We start from the raw sequence: 18,751 nt of genomic DNA, 5'->3' as shown, positions 1-18,751 counted from the left end.
ATGCGAGAGTAGGGAACTGCCAGGCATCAAATAAGTGAAGAAGCCCCGGACGAAAGTCCGGGGCTTTTTTACGTCTGTACATGAGCAATTTCCCATCAGAAATAAGAAAACATCAAACTCGCAACCTACCGATCAGGTAAACTACGGTCAGATTAATCAGTAAAGGCCGTGAAATGTCCAGCCCCAATACATCCCTGAAAGCTTTCAACACTCTTGGTCTTACGATCAATGCACAAACGCTGACCATCGCTGAAACTCCTGACGCTATTACTTTGGCCTGGAAAAACAGTCAGCAATCAAATCTGCCTTTTATTGTATTAGGCGAAGGGAGCAACGTACTCTTTCTTGAAGATTTTAGCGGCTCGGTGGTAATTAATGCGATTAAAGGCATCGCTATCGAAGAGCATGACGAAGCTTGGCACTTGCATGTTGGTGCCGGCGAAAATTGGCATGCTTTAGTTGAAAAGACGCTAAAGAAGGGTATTACAGGGCTGGAAAACCTGGCGCTGATTCCTGGTATGGCCGGCTCAGCACCGATTCAAAATATCGGTGCATATGGTGTCGAATTTAAAGATATCTGTCACTACGTTGAAGCTATACATCTCCCAACGCAACATATGATTCGTTTGTATCGAGAAGAGTGCCAGTTTAGCTATCGCGATAGTATTTTCAAACATGCAATGAAGGATGACTATGTCATTGTTGCAGTAGGATTACGTCTGGCAAAACAGTGGAAACCTGTTCTAACTTATGGCGAGCTGACTAAGTTAAACCCAGCAACAGTGTGTGCCTGGGATGTATTCAATGCTATTTGCCATATGCGCCAAAGCAAACTGCCCGACCCAAAAATCACAGGTAATGTCGGTAGTTTCTTCAAAAATCCGCTGATCACAGCTGAGCATGCAGATGCGCTAATTAAGCAGTGGCCATCCATTCCTCATTATCCACAGGCCAGTGGCGAAGTGAAATTAGCAGCTGGCTGGTTGATCGACCAATGTGGTCTTAAAGGCTTCCGTGTAGGTGGCGCCGCAGTTCACCGTCAGCAGGCTTTGGTACTGATAAATGAAGATTATGCCACGCCACAGGATATTGTCGATTTAGCGCATCAGGTTAGAAATAGAGTCGGACAAAAGTTTGATGTTTGGCTGGAGCCAGAAGTGCGCTTTATCGGTGCTCGAGGCGAGCGTAATGCCGTTGAGGTAATTTCATGAAAGATAATAGCGTGCCGTTAAAGTTAGTGGCATTGGTGGCCGATGGTGAATTTCACTCTGGTGAGCAGCTGGGCGAAGCGCTTGGTATGAGCCGTGCTGCCATTAATAAACATATACAGACTCTCAAAAGTTGGGGTCTGGATGTATATACGGTAACGGGTAAAGGCTACAGCTTACCAGAGCCAATTCAGTTACTGGATGAAGAAATCATTCTGTCTCTCCTGCATCAACCTAATCTGGCGGTTATTCCTGTTATCGATTCTACCAATCAGTATTTGCTGGATCGGATGGATCAATTGCCGTCTGGCTACGCATGCATTGCCGAGTATCAGCAAGCAGGGCGCGGACGTCGCGGGCGTAAATGGTTTTCACCGTTTGGCTCCAACCTGTATATGTCGATGTATTGGCGTCTTGATCAGGGGCCAGCTGCGGCGATGGGCCTAAGTCTGGTGATTGGTATCATCATGGCAGAAGTGATTCAGTCATTAGGTGCTCCGGATGTCCGGGTTAAATGGCCGAATGATCTCTATCTTAACGATCGTAAGCTTGCTGGTATTTTAGTTGAGTTAACTGGAAAAACCGGCGATGCAGCTCAGATTGTTATAGGTGCTGGTGTCAATTTGCTGATGCGTTCAGAAGGCACGGCAGAAATTAATCAGGGTTGGATTAATCTTCAGGAAGCTGGTGTTGATATCGATCGCAACGAGTTAGCTGCGAAGTTGATCAATAGCCTGCGTGAAGCGTTACCTATTTTTGAGCGCGATGGTTTGGCGCCATTTGTCTCCCGCTGGGAAACCCTTGATAACTTCATTAATCGCCCAGTGAAGCTTCTTATTGGGGATCGTGAGGTACATGGCATTGCGCGAGGTATTGATAAGCAGGGTGGCTTATTACTGGAGCAGAATGGAGTCATTAAATCCTGGGTTGGGGGTGAGATTTCTCTTCGTCCAGACAATTAATGCATCTGAGCTAAAAAATTAAAATGCCCACGATCTTTTATGGGCATTTTATAAAAAAGACTATTTCCTCAAACGTACACTTTGCACCGCATGATCAGCCGACTTCGTCATAATAAGACTTGCTCGTTCACGTGTAGGCAGGATATTTTCCTTTAAATTAAGCCAGTTAATCTCTTTCCACAGATCATGCGCAATATTGAGTGCATCCTCTTCGGGTAATTGCGAATAATGATGGAAATAAGAGTCCGGATCGCTAAATGCGCCCTCACGAAATTTCAAAAAGCGATTTACATACCAGCTCTCGAGTAAGGACTCTGGTGCATCGACGTAAATTGAAAAATCCACGAAATCAGAGACAAATACATGATGAGGATCGTGAGGATAGTCCATACCGCTTTGCAGCACATTCAATCCTTCAAGAATAAGAATATCAGGCTGTTGTACGACTTTATCGCCATCCGGAATGACATCATAAATCAGATGAGAATAAACCGGCGCTGTCACCTGGCTAGCACCCGATTTTAAATCAGATACGAAGTTAACCAGGCGATGCATATCGTAAGATTGCGGGAACCCTTTTTTCTTCATCAAACCGCGTTCTTTAAGCACGGCATTAGGATGCAAAAAACCATCAGTAGTGATCAGTTCTACTTTGCGGTGTTCTGGCCAGCGGCTAAGAAGCGCCTGAAGCACACGAGCAGTTGTGCTTTTTCCTACCGCAACGCTGCCGGCAATACTGATGATATAAGGGATTTTCTGCCCATTAGTGCCAAGGAATTGCTCAAGCACCGCCTGACGACGCAGATTAGAACTGATGTAAAAATTAAGCAGACGCGATAGCGGCAGATAAATCTCGGCCACTTCTTCTAATGAAAGATCTTCATTGATACCACGCAGACGCTCAATTTCACCTTCAGCCAATGTCATTGGTACTGAATCGCGTAGTGCTGCCCATTGCTGGCGATTGAACTGCAAATAAGGCGTAGTAAGAGGTGTCGTTTTTTTACTCATAAGCATGCATCTGAGTGCAAATTCTGATTCATCAACACCTTGCTGCATTAGGCATACGAAGATGTATCAAACTCAATTGCACGTCACAGGGGTAATTAACGAGAACAATGGGCAGGAGGGTAACACCAGTGTGACTTTAAAAAGAAGTAAAATGATAAACAGGAGCACGCTTTCGCAAGCGTGCCCGCATTTTTCTTGTCGGTCAGTAGCTTGTCGCTACATTTTCTGCTGGGCTGGTACGCAGACGTTTATAGTAAATCGCGCCGGGATGAGGATGCCCATCCGCGCATAATGCATAGTCGGGCAATTCCCCTAAATAGCGGTAGCCATGTGCCCGATAAAAAATTTCTTCTGCAGAACCTGCAATGACATCCAAATAAAGCAGACCACGCTGATAGCTTTCTGCCTTGTGCTCAAGCGTCTGCATTAATCTGCGTCCAATCCCTTCTCGCTGAGCATTTGAATGCACAAGCAGCTGTAAAACTTCCGCGCGATTTTGTCCATCTGGACGCTGACAAATATTGAGCTGCACGCTTCCCACCACAACCGAGTCGATGACGGCAATCCATAGCAGCAACTCATGGCGTGCCATTTTGTTGCGCAAGCTATGAAAATAGCGCTCGGCATCCTGATACTGTTGCATCTTTTGCGAATGTTGAAATGCCGAAGTCATATTGTTTTTTACCGCTTCAACCATCAGGGCAGCCAAAGCCTGACGATAAAGGGGTAATGTTTCTGCAGTGAGCTGAACAATATTCATGCGACATCCTCCATTTAATGACCCGATTAAATAGATAAGCAAAATGCAGGCCAGCAGAAAAAACGAGTGTAGCGGGTAGTTTCACAAAAAATTTTCTACAATTTGCACAGCAGAAAGTCAGTGTGCTTCAAATATGTGCATTGAAAATGATGGCGGTTCATAGCAATCAATCGATGTGGTGGTGTAAAAATGCACAGGTTTAGGGTGATTTTACTGCAGCTGATGGCTGATTTGAGATGATTTGCACAAATAGTAAGCGATAGAACAATTTTGACGATTTTTTTGTTGCATCCTTCTTCGGGTATTCCTAGAATGCGCTCCACTTGATGCCGGCTTAGCTCAGTTGGTAGAGCAACTGACTTGTAATCAGTAGGTCACCAGTTCGATTCCGGTAGCCGGCACCATCAAGTAGGTGGGATTCCCGAGCGGCCAAAGGGAGCAGACTGTAAATCTGCCGTCACAGACTTCGAAGGTTCGAATCCTTCTCCCACCACCATCTCAACCTCCTGGTTGGGCATCAGATAAAGTCTTTATCTGATGGGTGAGTTCTTCATCTCTCACCTTCGAATTTCAGATTGCGCATTAGCGCAATCAAAGTTGGTCAGCAACTCTGACCGGCTCGAATAATAGAAGGTCTTCTTTTATTATTCATAAGCTACAGAAAGAACAGGTAGCCGAGTTCCAGGATGCGGGCATCGTATAATGGCTATTACCTCAGCCTTCCAAGCTGATGATGCGGGTTCGATTCCCGCTGCCCGCTCCAGATGTGCTGATATGGCTCAGTTGGTAGAGCGCACCCTTGGTAAGGGTGAGGTCCCCAGTTCGACTCTGGGTATCAGCACCACTTCCTTTATCTCTCTCCTGATTCTCTCTCTGTAAACCAAACAGTCAGGCAATGCCTGGTTGATATGACGATATCTTCGATATATCCGTGTCTTAGAGGGACTAGCGATGGCTAAAGAGCAATTTCAGCGTAACAAACTGCACGTAAACGTGGGCACCATCGGTCACGTCGACCACGGTAAAACCACCCTGACTGCAGCAATTACTACCGTACTGGCTAAAACCTACGGCGGTAAGGCAAGCAAATTCGATGAGATCGATAAAGCGCCAGAAGAGAAAGCACGTGGTATCACCATCAACACTTCTCACGTTGAATACGAAACCCCGTCTCGCCACTATGCGCACGTTGACTGCCCAGGCCACGCCGACTATGTGAAAAACATGATCACCGGTGCTGCGCAGATGGACGGCGCGATCCTGGTTGTTGCTGCGACTGATGGCCCAATGCCACAGACCCGTGAGCACATCCTGCTGGGTCGTCAGGTTGGCGTTCCTTACATCATCGTGTTCCTGAACAAGTGCGACATGGTTGATGATGAAGAGCTGCTGGAACTGGTTGAGATGGAAGTACGTGACCTGCTGTCAGCATATGACTTCCCAGGCGACGACACTCCAATCGTACGTGGTTCTGCTCTGAAAGCGCTGGAAGGCGATGCTGAGTGGGAAGCTAAGATCATTGAGCTGGCTGAGCACCTGGATACTTACATCCCAGAGCCAGTTCGTGCAATCGACAAGCCGTTCCTGCTGCCAATCGAAGACGTATTCTCAATCTCTGGCCGTGGTACTGTTGTTACCGGTCGTGTTGAGCGCGGTATCGTTAAAGTGGGCGACGAAGTTGAAGTTGTTGGCCTTAAAGATACTGTTAAATCAACCTGTACTGGCGTTGAAATGTTCCGCAAACTGCTGGACCAGGGTCAGGCAGGCGAGAACTGTGGTGTTCTGCTGCGTGGTATCAAGCGTGAAGACATCGAGCGTGGCCAGGTTCTGGCTAAGCCGGGTTCAATCAAGCCACATACCCAGTTCACTTCAGAAGTTTACGTTCTGTCTAAAGATGAAGGCGGCCGTCATACTCCGTTCTTCAAAGGCTACCGTCCTCAGTTCTACTTCCGTACTACTGACGTGACCGGTGACGTTCAACTGCCAGAAGGCGTTGAGATGGTAATGCCTGGCGACAACGTAAAAATGACCGTAACTTTGATCAAGCCAATCGCTATGGATCAGGGTCTGCGTTTCGCAATCCGTGAAGGCGGCCGTACTGTTGGTGCGGGTGTTGTTGCTGAAATTATCGCTTAACTGCGATAAGATTTGACGCAATGCACAAGGAAAGGGCATCATTTGATGCCCTTTTTGCACGCTGTTGTATAGAACCTGGCTCATCAGTGATTTTGCATCATAATCATTGCTGAGACAGGCTCTGTTTCACGGCGTTGGATACCGAGTTACGCTCAAAAGCTCATTCGGTTTGGATGCCTCGCACTGCGGGGCAGTATAGTTTCTGAATTATTGTGGCAGGTTGGTTTATGAGTGCGAATACCGAAGCTCAAGGAAGCGGGCGCGGCCTTGAAGCGATGAAATGGGTAGTTGTGATCGCATTGCTCCTGGTAGCAATCGTCGGCAACTATATCTATCGCGATGTAACATTGCCTCTGCGCGCGCTGGCTGTGGTTGTGCTGATCGCTGCAGCGGGCGGCATTGCTTTGCTGACAATCAAAGGCAAAGCGACTGTGGCATTTGCCCGTGAAGCTAAAACCGAAATGCGTAAGGTCATTTGGCCGACTCGCCAGGAAACACTGCACACCACGTTAATCGTTGCCGCGGTTACTGCCGTGATGTCACTGATTTTGTGGGGGCTGGATGGTATTCTGGTCCGTCTGGTATCGTTTATCACTGGCCTGAGGTTCTGAGATGTCTGAAGCTCCAAAAAAACGCTGGTACGTCGTTCAGGCGTTCTCTGGTTTTGAAGCCCGCGTAGCGAAATCGCTGCACGAGCATATCAAACTGCACAACATGGAAGAGCTTTTTGGCGAAGTCATGGTGCCGACTGAAGAAGTCGTCGAAATCCGTGGCGGCCAGCGTCGCAAAAGCGAACGTAAATTCTTCCCTGGCTACGTATTGGTTCAGATGGTAATGAATGACGCCAGCTGGCACTTAGTACGCAGTGTACCGCGTGTAATGGGCTTTATCGGTGGTACTTCCGACCGTCCTGCGCCAATCAGTGATAAAGAAGTAGATGCGATTATGAACCGCCTGCAGCAGGTGGGTGATAAGCCGCGTCCAAAAACGCTGTTCGAGCCAGGCGAGATGGTACGCGTCAGCGACGGCCCGTTTGCCGACTTCAACGGAGTGGTCGAAGAAGTGGACTACGAGAAGAGCCGCCTGAAAGTGTCCGTTTCCATCTTTGGCCGTGCAACGCCAGTGGAACTCGACTTCGCTCAGGTGGAGAAAGGTTAACCCTTCTGTTCACTTTTTAGCTCTTGCGGAAGGCGCGAAATTTACCTATAATTTCGCGCCTTTTGTTTTTATGTGCCCGCAACGGCATATAAATCGTTATCACGGGGAGCCTGTTTTTCAGGCGTTATAACCCAATTGAGGAATTATCATGGCCAAGAAAGTACAAGCCTACGTTAAGTTGCAAGTTGCAGCTGGTATGGCTAACCCAAGTCCACCTGTTGGTCCAGCACTGGGTCAGCAGGGTGTTAACATTATGGAATTCTGCAAAGCGTTCAACGCTAAGACTGAATCCCTGGAGAAAGGCCTGCCTACTCCTGTTGTTATCACCGTATACAGTGACCGTTCTTTCACCTTCGTTACCAAAACGCCTCCGGCTGCCGTACTGCTGAAAAAAGCAGCGGGCATCAAGTCTGGTTCTGGTAAGCCGAACAAAGACAAAGTCGGTAAAGTTTCCCGTGCTCAGGTACGTGAAATCGCAGAAACTAAAGCTGCGGACATGACTGGTTCTGACGTAGAAGCGATGACTCGCTCTATCGAAGGTACTGCTCGTTCCATGGGCCTGGTAGTAGAGGATTAAGAAATGGCTAAGCTGACCAAGCGCATGAGCGTAATCCGTGACAAAGTTGATGCTACTAAGCAGTACGACATTAACGAAGCTGTTGCTCTGCTGAAAGAACTGGCTACTGCCAAGTTCGTAGAAAGCGTTGACGTTGCCGTTAACCTCGGCATCGATGCACGTAAATCTGATCAGAACGTGCGCGGTGCGACCGTTCTGCCACACGGTACTGGTCGTTCAGTACGTGTTGCCGTCTTCACCCAAGGTGCAAACGCTGAAGCTGCTAAAGCAGCTGGCGCAGAACTGGTTGGTATGGAAGACCTGGCTGAGCAGATCAAAAAAGGCGAAATGAACTTTGACGTTGTAATCGCATCTCCAGATGCAATGCGCGTTGTTGGCCAGTTGGGCCAGGTTCTGGGCCCACGCGGTCTGATGCCAAACCCGAAAGTTGGTACTGTAACGCCGAACGTTGCTGAAGCAGTTAAAAATGCTAAAGCAGGTCAGGTTCGTTATCGTAACGACAAAAACGGCATCATCCACACCACCATCGGTAAAGTGGATTTTGACACTGACAAATTGAAAGAAAACCTGGAATCTTTGCTGGTTGCGCTGAAAAAAGCTAAACCATCACAGGCGAAAGGCGTGTACATCAAGAAAGTCAGCATCTCTACCACCATGGGCGCCGGCGTTGCCGTTGACCAGGCTGGTCTGAGTGCATCAGCAAACTAATTGCTGCTTGTAACGGGCGAAAAATTCATCTAGAATCTTACGCCCGTTGTTCTGGTTGTTTGCACAATTCAGAACCCAGATTCAAAGCGAGTGAGTGACAAAGTCTAAACGCTTGGTTGTTCAGTCGCTTAGGTTGGAGCCAGGCCTTATCCTGGCCTCCGTCCGAGACCGCAGGAGCAGAATATTTTCGGATATCTTGCTTAATACCCTGCGTAGACGGTGACAGAACCAAAAAGAATTATTTCTTCGCTGGATTCTGCTCACCGTGTAATAGCGCTTATCGCCTTCGGGTGAATAAGTGAAGTGAGTTCCGGGAAATTATTCCCGGTCAATCCAGGAGCAAAAGCTAATGGCATTAAATCTTCAAGGCAAACAAGCGATTGTTGCTGAAGTTAGCGAAGTAGCCAAAGGCGCGCTTTCAGCGGTTGTTGCGGATTCCCGTGGCGTGACCGTTGATAAAATGACCGAACTGCGTAAAGCAGGTCGTGAAGCTGGCGTTTACATGCGTGTTGTTCGTAACACCCTGCTGCGCCGCGTCGTTGAAGGTACTCCTTTCGAGTGCCTGAAAGACACGTTTGTTGGTCCGACCCTGATTGCATACTCTTTGGAACACCCGGGCGCTGCTGCTCGTTTGTTCAAAGATTTCGCTAAAGCGAATGCAAAATTTGAGGTCAAAGCTGCAGCCTTTGAAGGTGAGCTGATCACGGCGGCCAATATTGACCGTCTGGCAACTCTGCCGACTTACGAAGAAGCACTGGCACGTCTGATGTCGACCATGAAAGAAGCCGCTGCTGGCAAACTGGTCCGTACTCTGGCTGCTGTGCGCGATGCAAAAGAAGCGGCTTAAGGCCAAATTCTTTTCCTTCGTGCTTGCTACCGTATAAACTTTTTCTGATTTTTAGGAACAATCGATATGTCTATCACTAAAGACCAAATTCTGGAAGCTGTTGCCGCTATGTCCGTAATGGAAGTAGTTGAGCTGGTTTCTGCTATGGAAGAAAAATTCGGCGTTTCTGCTGCTGCCGCTGTAGCTGTTGCTGCTGGCCCAGCTGAAGCTGTTGAAGAGAAAACTGAATTCGACGTAATTCTGAAAGCTGTTGGCGCTAACAAAGTCGCAGTAATCAAAGCAGTACGTACTGCAACTGGCCTGGGCTTGAAAGAAGCTAAAGACCTGGTTGAAGCTACCGGTACTATCAAAGAAGGCATCAGCAAAGATGACGCAGCCGCTCTTGAAGCTGCTCTGAAAGAAGCTGGCGCTGAAGTTGAAGTTAAGTAAGACAACCTTCGGGTTGCAGCCTGAGTAACATTAGGCTGATGGCTGGTGACTGTTTAGGTCACCAGCCTTTTTGCGCTACAGGGGAATGATGGCGTTTCGCACTGTTTGTCCATCATTCCTCTTCAATATCTTTTTCTATCGACGCCTTAATATATCGCTCTCCTGCGAAGGTTCCCTGCCTGAACAACGGCGATGAAATGATTTAAGAGTGATAGAAAGATGTATTGCATGGGGTGCTGCGCATCGCATGAAAAACAAAAAATAGTGTTGCATGAACTGTCCTTTTCAGGACGGACAGCGTGGTTCGACATGTCAGCTAGCTGAGGAACCCCATGGTTTACTCCTATACCGAGAAAAAACGTATTCGTAAGGATTTTGGTAAACGTCCACAAGTTTTGGACATACCTTATCTCCTTTCTATCCAGCTTGACTCGTTCCAGAAGTTCATCGAGCAAGATCCAGAAGGCCAGTACGGTCTGGAAGCAGCCTTCCGCTCCGTATTCCCAATCTCAAGCTACAGCGGCAACTCTGAGTTGCAGTATGTCAGCTACCGTTTGGGTGAGCCTGTCTTTGACGTAACTGAATGTCAGATCCGTGGCGTGACCTATTCGGCACCGCTGCGCGTGAAACTGCGTCTGGTGATCTACGAGCGCGAAGCGCCGGAAGGCACCGTAAAAGACATTAAAGAACAAGAAGTCTACATGGGTGAGATTCCACTCATGACGGACAATGGTACCTTTGTTATCAATGGTACTGAGCGTGTTATCGTTTCTCAGCTGCACCGTAGTCCTGGCGTGTTCTTCGACAGCGATAAGGGTAAAACGCACTCTTCCGGTAAAGTGCTGTATAACGCACGTATCATCCCTTACCGCGGTTCATGGCTCGATTTCGAGTTTGACCCGAAAGACAACCTCTTCGTCCGTATTGACCGTCGTCGTAAGCTGCCGGCCAGTATCATTCTGCGCGCGTTAAACTTCACCTCAGAACAAATCCTTGATCTGTTCTTTGATAAAATCGTTTATGAAATCCGCGATAACAAACTGCAGATGGAACTGGTGCCTGAGCGCCTGCGTGGTGAAACCGCCTCCTTCGATATCGAAGCAAACGGCACGGTTTACGTTGAGAAAGGTCGTCGCATCACCGCGCGCCACATCCGCCAGCTGGAAAAAGACAACATTCAGCACATCGAAGTGCCAGTTGAATACATTGCTGGCAAAGTGGTTGCTAAAGACTACGTCGATTTGAACACCGGCGAGCTGATCGTTCCTGCAAACATGGAATTGTCACTGGATCTGCTGGCGAAACTGAGCCAGTCGGGCCACAAGCGCATTGAAACGCTGTTCACCAACGACCTGGATCACGGTGCGTACATCTCCGAGACTCTGCGTGTTGACCCAACCAACGATCGTCTAAGCGCGCTGGTTGAGATCTACCGCATGATGCGTCCTGGTGAGCCACCAACGCGTGAAGCTGCTGAAAACCTGTTCGAGAACCTGTTCTTCTCTGAAGATCGTTACGATCTTTCTGCGGTTGGTCGCATGAAGTTCAACCGTTCTCTGCTGCGCGATGAGATCGAAGGTTCAGGTATCCTGAGCAAAGACGACATCATCGAAGTGATGAAAAAGCTTATCGGTATCCGTAACGGTATCGGTGAAGTGGATGATATCGATCACCTCGGTAACCGTCGTATTCGTTCTGTTGGCGAAATGGCAGAAAACCAGTTCCGTGTGGGTCTGGTGCGTGTTGAGCGTGCAGTTAAAGAGCGTCTGTCTCTGGGCGACCTCGATACGCTGATGCCTCAGGACATGATCAACGCTAAGCCGATTTCGGCGGCGGTGAAAGAGTTCTTCGGTTCAAGCCAGCTGTCCCAGTTTATGGATCAGAACAACCCATTGTCCGAGATTACGCACAAACGTCGTATCTCTGCTCTGGGCCCAGGCGGTCTGACCCGTGAGCGCGCCGGCTTCGAAGTACGTGACGTACACCCAACGCACTACGGTCGTGTATGTCCTATCGAAACTCCGGAAGGCCCGAACATCGGTCTGATCAACTCACTCTCGGTTTACGCGCAGACTAACGAATACGGTTTCCTTGAAACCCCGTATCGCCGCGTTGTTGACGGGAAAGTGAGTGATGAAATTCATTACCTCTCTGCAATTGAAGAGGGTAACTACGTTATCGCTCAGGCAAACACCAACCTCGCAGAAGATGGCAGCTTTGTTGACGATCTCGTCACCTGCCGTAGCAAGGGTGAGTCAAGCCTGTTCAGCCGCGATCAGGTTGACTACATGGACGTTTCCACCCAACAGGTGGTTTCTGTCGGTGCTTCACTGATTCCGTTCCTGGAGCACGATGATGCTAACCGCGCCTTGATGGGTGCGAACATGCAACGTCAGGCGGTTCCAACTCTGCGTGCTGATAAGCCGCTGGTTGGTACCGGTATGGAACGCGCAGTAGCGGTTGACTCCGGCGTAACTGCTGTCGCGAAACGTGGTGGTACCGTTCAGTACGTTGATGCTTCTCGTATCGTTATCAAAGTTAACGAAGAAGAGATGTATCCGGGCGAAGCGGGTATCGACATCTACAACCTGACCAAGTACACCCGTTCTAACCAGAACACCTGCATCAACCAGATGCCGTGTGTCAATCTGGGTGAGCCGATTGAGCGTGGCGACGTGCTGGCAGATGGCCCGTCTACCGACCTCGGTGAACTGGCGCTGGGTCAGAATATGCGCGTGGCGTTCATGCCATGGAACGGTTACAACTTCGAAGACTCCATCCTCGTATCCGAGCGTGTGGTTCAGGAAGACCGTTTCACCACTATCCACATCCAGGAACTGGCATGTGTGTCTCGCGACACCAAGCTGGGGCCAGAAGAGATCACCGCTGATATCCCGAACGTGGGTGAAGCTGCGCTTTCTAAACTGGATGAATCCGGCATTGTGTATATCGGTGCGGAAGTGACCGGTGGCGACATTCTGGTTGGTAAGGTAACACCGAAAGGTGAAACCCAGCTGACGCCAGAAGAGAAACTGCTGCGTGCGATCTTCGGTGAAAAAGCCTCTGACGTAAAAGATTCGTCACTGCGCGTTCCGAACGGCGTATCCGGTACTGTTATTGACGTGCAGGTCTTCACTCGCGATGGCGTGGAAAAAGACAAGCGCGCGCTGGAAATCGAAGAGATGCAGCTGAAGCAGGCTAAGAAAGACCTGTCTGAAGAACTGCAGATCTTCGAAGCTGGCCTATTTGGCCGTATCCAGGCCGTACTGATCTCGGGTGGTGTTGAAGCTGAGAAGCTGGACAAACTGCCACGTGAGCGCTGGCTGGAGCTGGGCCTGACTGACGAAGAGAAGCAGAACTCTCTGGAGCAGCTGGCTGAGCAGTACGACGAACTGAAGCACGAGTTTGAGAAGAAACTTGAAGCTAAGCGTCGCAAGATCACCCAAGGCGATGATCTGGCACCAGGCGTGCTGAAAATCGTTAAGGTGTATCTGGCCGTTAAACGTCAGATTCAGCCTGGTGACAAGATGGCAGGTCGTCACGGTAACAAGGGTGTTATCTCGAAGATCAACCCTATCGAAGACATGCCTTACGATGACAACGGTACGCCGGTCGACATCGTACTGAACCCGCTGGGCGTACCATCGCGTATGAACATCGGTCAGATTCTGGAAACTCACCTCGGTATGGCGGCTAAAGGCATTGGTGAAAAAATCAATGCGATGCTGAAGAAGCAGGAAGAAGTCTCCAAACTGCGTGAGTTCATCCAGCGTGCTTACGATCTGGGCACTGATGTGCGTCAGAAAGTTGACCTGAACACCTTTACAGATGACGAAGTACTGCGTCTGGCAGAGAACCTGAAGAAGGGTATGCCAATCGCGACTCCGGTGTTTGACGGTGCGAAAGAGAGCGAAATCAAAGAGCTGCTGCAGCTCGGCGGATTGCCTTCTTCCGGTCAGATCACCCTGTTCGACGGCCGTACTGGTGAGCAGTTTGAGCGTCAGGTAACCGTAGGTTACATGTACATGCTGAAACTGAACCACCTGGTTGACGACAAGATGCACGCACGTTCTACCGGTTCTTACAGCTTGGTTACTCAGCAGCCGCTGGGTGGTAAAGCGCAGTTCGGTGGACAGCGCTTCGGTGAGATGGAAGTGTGGGCACTGGAAGCATATGGTGCCGCGTATACCCTGCAGGAAATGCTTACCGTTAAATCTGATGACGTTAACGGCCGTACGAAGATGTATAAAAACATCGTCGACGGTAACCATCAGATGGAACCGGGCATGCCGGAATCCTTCAACGTACTGTTGAAAGAGATTCGCTCGCTGGGTATCAACATCGAGCTGGAAGACGAGTAAGTACTCGCAAGTACTGGTTACGGGACGTGCACTTCGGGTGCGCGTCCCTGAGAGTTCCACTCCGACGGGAGCTAATCCGTGAAAGACTTACTTAAGTTTCTGAAAGCGCAAACTAAGACCGAAGAGTTTGATGCGATCAAAATTGCTCTGGCCTCGCCAGACATGATCCGTTCATGGTCTTTTGGTGAAGTTAAAAAGCCGGAAACCATTAACTACCGTACCTTCAAGCCTGAGCGTGACGGTCTTTTCTGTGCCCGTATTTTTGGACCGGTAAAAGACTACGAATGCCTGTGCGGTAAGTACAAGCGTTTAAAACATCGCGGCGTGATCTGTGAGAAGTGTGGCGTTGAAGTTACACAGACCAAAGTACGTCGTGAGCGCATGGGCCACATTGAGTTGGCTTCACCGACTGCGCACATTTGGTTCCTGAAATCACTGCCTTCGCGTATCGGCTTACTGCTGGATATGCCACTGCGTGATATCGAGCGCGTGCTGTACTTCGAATCTTATGTGGTTATCGAAGGCGGCATGACCAACCTGGAAAAACGTCAGATTCTGACCGAAGAGCAGTACCTTGACGCGCTGGAAGAGTTCGGTGACGAATTCGACGCGAAGATGGGTGCGGAAGCTATCCAGGCGCTGCTGAAAAACATGGATCTGGAGCAAGAGTGCGAGCAGCTGCGTGAAGAGCTGAACGAGACCAACTCCGAGACCAAACGTAAAAAGCTGACCAAGCGTATCAAGCTGCTGGAAGCGTTCGTTCAGTCTGGTAACAAGCCAGAGTGGATGATCCTGACCGTTCTGCCGGTTCTGCCGCCAGATCTGCGCCCGCTGGTACCGCTGGACGGTGGTCGTTTCGCAACGTCGGATCTGAACGATCTGTATCGTCGCGTGATCAACCGTAATAACCGTCTGAAACGCCTGCTGGATCTGGCTGCGCCAGATATCATCGTACGTAACGAAAAACGTATGTTGCAGGAAGCGGTTGATGCACTGCTGGATAACGGCCGTCGCGGTCGCGCCATCACTGGCTCGAACAAGCGTCCGCTGAAATCTCTGGCAGACATGATCAAAGGTAAGCAGGGTCGTTTCCGTCAGAACCTGTTGGGTAAACGTGTTGACTACTCTGGCCGTTCAGTTATCACCGTTGGTCCATACCTGCGTCTGCATCAGTGCGGTCTGCCGAAGAAAATGGCTCTTGAGCTGTTCAAACCGTTCATCTACGGCAAGTTGGAACTGCGTGGCCTGGCCACCACCATCAAAGCCGCTAAGAAAATGGTTGAGCGCGAAGAGGCTGTCGTTTGGGATATCCTGGACGAAGTGATCCGCGAACACCCGGTACTGCTGAACCGTGCACCAACTCTGCACCGTTTGGGTATCCAGGCGTTTGAACCGGTTCTGATCGAAGGTAAAGCGATCCAGCTGCACCCGCTGGTTTGTGCGGCATATAACGCCGACTTCGATGGTGACCAGATGGCTGTTCACGTACCGCTGACGCTGGAAGCCCAGCTGGAAGCGCGTGCGCTGATGATGTCGACCAACAACATTCTGTCACCAGCGAACGGCGAGCCAATCATCGTTCCTTCACAGGACGTTGTTTTGGGTCTGTACTATATGACCCGCGACAAAGTGAACGCCAAAGGCGAAGGCATGGTGCTGACTGGCCCGAAAGAAGCTGAGCGTGTTTATCGCGCTGGCCTGGCCGAGCTGCATGCACGCGTTAAAGTGCGTATCACTGAATACACCAAGAACGAGCAGGAAGAGTTCGTTGCGAAAACCAGCATTATCGACACCACCATTGGTCGTGCGATTCTGTGGATGATCGTTCCGAAAGGCCTGCCTTACTCCATCGTCAACCAGGCGCTGGGTAAGAAAGCCATTTCTAAGATGCTGAACACCTGTTACCGCATTCTTGGCCTGAAGCCGACCGTTATCTTTGCTGACCAAACCATGTACACCGGTTTTGCTTACGCAGCCCGTTCAGGTGCCTCTGTAGGTATCGACGACATGGTCATCCCAGCGAAGAAAGCGGAAATCGTAGCCGAAGCGGAAGCGGAAGTTGCTGAGATTCAGGAACAGTTCCAGTCTGGTCTGGTAACTGCTGGCGAACGTTACAACAAAGTTATCGATATTTGGGCCGCCGCTAACGAACGCGTTTCCAAAGCGATGATGGATAACCTGCAAACTGAAACCGTGATCAACCGTGATGGCGAAGAAGAGCAGCAGGTATCGTTCAACAGCATCTACATGATGGCCGACTCCGGTGCGCGTGGTTCTGCTGCACAGATTCGTCAGCTGGCCGGTATGCGTGGTCTGATGGCTAAGCCAGATGGCTCAATCATCGAAACGCCGATCACCGCGAACTTCCGTGAAGGTCTGAACGTACTCCAGTACTTCATCTCCACGCACGGTGCGCGTAAAGGTCTGGCGGATACCGCACTGAAAACTGCTAACTCCGGTTATCTGACGCGTCGTCTGGTCGACGTAGCGCAGGATCTGGTTGTTACCGAAGATGACTGCGGCACGTTCGAAGGCATCATGATGACTCCAGTCATCGAAGGTGGCGACGTTAAAGAGCCGCTGCGTGAGCGTGTACTGGGTCGTGTAACGGCTGAAGACGTTCTGAAGCCAGGCACTGCGGACATCCTGATCCCGCGTAACACCCTGATCGATGAACACTGGTGTGATGTGATCGAACTGAATTCAGTCGATGCGATTAAAGTGCGCTCGGTTGTTGGCTGTGAAACCGACTTCGGTGTGTGTGCACACTGCTACGGTCGCGATCTGGCACGTGGTCACATCATCAACAAAGGTGAGGCCATCGGTGTTATCGCAGCACAGTCCATCGGTGAGCCGGGTACACAGCTGACAATGCGTACGTTCCACATCGGTGGTGCGGCATCTCGTGCGGCTGCTGAATCCAGCATCCAGGTGAAGAACAAAGGTACTATCAAGCTGACCAACGCGAAGTCTGTAACCAACTCCTCAGGGAAACTGGTTATCGTTTCACGTAACGTTGAGCTGAAGATGATCGACGAGTTCGGTCGTACCAAAGAGAGCTATAAAGTACCTTACGGTGCGGTCATGGCTAAAGGTGATGGCGAGCAGGTTGCCGCGGGCGAAACCGTAGCAAACTGGGATCCGCATACCATGCCGGTCATCACCGAAGTGGGCGGTTTCATTCGCTTCACTGACATGATCGACGGTCAGACCATTACGCGTCAGACTGACGACTTAACCGGTCTGTCATCGCTGGTGGTTCTGGATTCTGCAGAACGTACTGCGGGTGGTAAAGATCTGCGTCCTGCGCTGAAAATTGTTGATGCCAACGGAAATGATGTTTTGATTCCAGGTACCGACATGCCAGCACAGTACTTCCTGCCGGGCAAAGCAATTGTTCAGCTGGAAGATGGCGTTAAGATCAGTGCCGGTGACACGCTGTCGCGTGTTCCGCAGGAATCTGGCGGTACCAAGGATATTACCGGTGGTCTGCCGCGCGTTGCTGACTTGTTCGAAGCGCGTCGTCCGAAAGAGCCAGCAATCCTGGCGGAGATCAGCGGTATCATCTCCTTCGGTAAAGAGACCAAAGGTAAGCGTCGTCTGGTTATTACGCCGGTTGATGGTAGCGATCCGTACGAAGAGATGATTCCAAAATGGCGTCAGCTTAACGTATTCGAAGGTGAGCGCGTAGAACGTGGTGACGTCGTATCTGACGGCCCAGAGTCTCCGCACGACATCCTGCGTCTGCGTGGCGTCCATGCTGTGACCCGTTACATCACTAACGAAGTGCAGGAAGTTTACCGTCTGCAAGGCGTTAAGATTAACGATAAACACATCGAAGTCATCGTTCGTCAGATGCTGCGTAAAGCAACCATCTCGAGCGTGGGAAGCACCGACTTCCTGGAAGGTGAGCAGGCTGAATACTCACGCATCAAGATCTCTAACCGTGAACTTGAAGCGAATGGCAAAATCGGCGCAACATTCATGCGCGATCTGCTGGGTATCACCAAAGCGTCACTGGCAACCGAATCGTTCATCTCTGCAGCATCGTTCCAGGAGACCACGCGTGTCCTGACCGAAGCAGCAGTTGCAGGTAAGCGTGATGAACTGCGCGGCCTGAAAGAGAACGTCATCGTGGGTCGTCTGATCCCAGCCGGTACCGGTTATGCTTATCACCAGGATCGTATGCGTCGCCGCTCTGCGGGCGAAGCACCGGTTGCACCGCAGGTTACTGCGGATGAAGCCTCTGCAAGCCTGGCAGAATTGCTGAACGCCGGTCTGGGCGGAAGCGACGACGAGTAATTCGTCTGCTAAAGCTGACCAATAAAAAACCCTGCTTCGGCAGGGTTTTTTTTCGTCTTCATTTTGTCAGAACTTGCGGCAGATATCTTCGCGTGTCAGTCCGATATCACGCAGCTGGTTATCACTCAGTTTTGACAGGATGCGGTGAGTTTCACGCCGTGCTTTCCAGTGTTTAACCATATGCACTACGCCGCGGAAGATATCCAGTAAAGTGACATCAAAAGGTTTAGCCGCGCGGTTTTGATCGAATTCCATAATCCTTGCCCTCAGTAGGTTGCCTGAGAAGCATTGT

At 50.1% G+C, this 18,751-nt stretch carries 14 protein-coding genes and 4 tRNA genes; 15 read left to right on the top strand and 3 right to left on the bottom strand.

The annotated features are described in order from the left end of the window. Positions 1-173: 173 nt before the first annotated feature. Entirely contained in the window at positions 174-1,211 is a 1,038-nt protein-coding gene (gene murB / locus KVT28_RS24595; RefSeq protein ID WP_101762583.1) for a UDP-N-acetylmuramate dehydrogenase, read from the top strand. Then, a complete protein-coding gene (gene birA, locus KVT28_RS24590; protein WP_101762582.1) occupies positions 1,208-2,170 on the top strand; it encodes a bifunctional biotin--[acetyl-CoA-carboxylase] ligase/biotin operon repressor BirA in 963 nt (320 codons plus the stop codon). The genes murB and birA overlap by 4 nt, the downstream gene beginning before the upstream one ends. 60 nt (positions 2,171-2,230) lie before the next feature. Here birA and coaA read toward each other — a convergent pair whose 3' ends face one another. Both coaA and KVT28_RS24580 read right to left on the bottom strand, forming a co-directional pair. Continuing rightward, positions 2,231-3,181, bottom strand: a complete 951-nt coding sequence (coaA, locus tag KVT28_RS24585; protein ID WP_101762581.1) for a type I pantothenate kinase — start codon at positions 3,179-3,181, stop codon at positions 2,231-2,233. Between the two features lie 202 nt (positions 3,182-3,383). Beyond that, complete coding sequence (locus tag KVT28_RS24580; protein ID WP_101762580.1) at positions 3,384-3,941, bottom strand: GNAT family N-acetyltransferase; 558 nt, start codon at positions 3,939-3,941, stop codon at positions 3,384-3,386. 328 nt (positions 3,942-4,269) lie between these two features. On the opposite strand from KVT28_RS24580, the gene KVT28_RS24570 reads away from it, so the two are divergent. From KVT28_RS24570 to rpoC, 13 genes are all read left to right on the top strand, one after another. Further along, positions 4,270-4,345: transfer RNA gene (locus KVT28_RS24570), tRNA-Thr, on the top strand. A 7-nt stretch (positions 4,346-4,352) separates the two neighbouring features. Next, positions 4,353-4,437, top strand: a tRNA-Tyr gene (locus tag KVT28_RS24565). Positions 4,438-4,629: 192 nt separating this feature from the next. After that, a tRNA-Gly gene (locus KVT28_RS24560) sits at positions 4,630-4,704 on the top strand. A 5-nt stretch (positions 4,705-4,709) separates the two neighbouring features. Then, positions 4,710-4,785, top strand: a tRNA-Thr gene (locus KVT28_RS24555). 107 nt (positions 4,786-4,892) lie between these two features. Next, positions 4,893-6,077 (top strand): elongation factor Tu, encoded by a 1,185-nt coding sequence (gene tuf, locus KVT28_RS24550; protein WP_110867595.1) that lies wholly within the window; start codon positions 4,893-4,895, stop codon positions 6,075-6,077. A gap of 227 nt (positions 6,078-6,304) precedes the next feature. Next, positions 6,305-6,688, top strand: coding sequence for a preprotein translocase subunit SecE (secE, locus tag KVT28_RS24545; RefSeq protein WP_064741592.1), 384 nt, complete (start codon positions 6,305-6,307; stop codon positions 6,686-6,688). Between the two features lies 1 nt (position 6,689). Further along, positions 6,690-7,235 (top strand): transcription termination/antitermination protein NusG, encoded by a 546-nt coding sequence (gene nusG, locus KVT28_RS24540; protein ID WP_007886300.1) that lies wholly within the window; start codon positions 6,690-6,692, stop codon positions 7,233-7,235. A 148-nt stretch (positions 7,236-7,383) separates the two neighbouring features. Next, positions 7,384-7,812 carry a 50S ribosomal protein L11 gene (rplK, locus tag KVT28_RS24535; RefSeq protein ID WP_007886298.1) on the top strand — a complete coding sequence of 143 codons (429 nt, stop codon included), beginning with the start codon at positions 7,384-7,386 and terminating at the stop codon, positions 7,810-7,812. Positions 7,813-7,815: 3 nt separating this feature from the next. Next, complete coding sequence (rplA, locus tag KVT28_RS24530; protein WP_007886296.1) at positions 7,816-8,520, top strand: 50S ribosomal protein L1; 705 nt, start codon at positions 7,816-7,818, stop codon at positions 8,518-8,520. 349 nt (positions 8,521-8,869) lie between these two features. Beyond that, complete coding sequence (gene rplJ / locus KVT28_RS24525; protein WP_007886294.1) at positions 8,870-9,367, top strand: 50S ribosomal protein L10; 498 nt, start codon at positions 8,870-8,872, stop codon at positions 9,365-9,367. A gap of 66 nt (positions 9,368-9,433) precedes the next feature. Next, on the top strand, positions 9,434-9,796 hold the full coding sequence (rplL, locus tag KVT28_RS24520) for a 50S ribosomal protein L7/L12 (RefSeq protein ID WP_101763017.1): 363 nt from the start codon (positions 9,434-9,436) through the stop codon (positions 9,794-9,796). A 332-nt stretch (positions 9,797-10,128) separates the two neighbouring features. Continuing rightward, positions 10,129-14,157 carry a DNA-directed RNA polymerase subunit beta gene (gene rpoB, locus KVT28_RS24515; RefSeq protein ID WP_217550756.1) on the top strand — a complete coding sequence of 1,343 codons (4,029 nt, stop codon included), beginning with the start codon at positions 10,129-10,131 and terminating at the stop codon, positions 14,155-14,157. 78 nt (positions 14,158-14,235) lie between these two features. Beyond that, entirely contained in the window at positions 14,236-18,459 is a 4,224-nt protein-coding gene (gene rpoC / locus KVT28_RS24510) for a DNA-directed RNA polymerase subunit beta' (protein ID WP_101763019.1), read from the top strand. A gap of 66 nt (positions 18,460-18,525) precedes the next feature. Here the strand turns inward: rpoC and KVT28_RS24505 are convergent, their stop codons facing one another. Continuing rightward, positions 18,526-18,714, bottom strand: a complete 189-nt coding sequence (locus KVT28_RS24505) for a DUF1127 domain-containing protein (protein WP_101763020.1) — start codon at positions 18,712-18,714, stop codon at positions 18,526-18,528. Positions 18,715-18,751: the final 37 nt, after the last annotated feature.

This window comes from Pantoea sp. GbtcB22, from assembly GCF_019091025.1.
GTDB lineage: Bacteria > Pseudomonadota > Gammaproteobacteria > Enterobacterales > Enterobacteriaceae > Pantoea > Pantoea leporis.
This window is presented reverse-complemented; position numbering and strand designations above follow the sequence as displayed.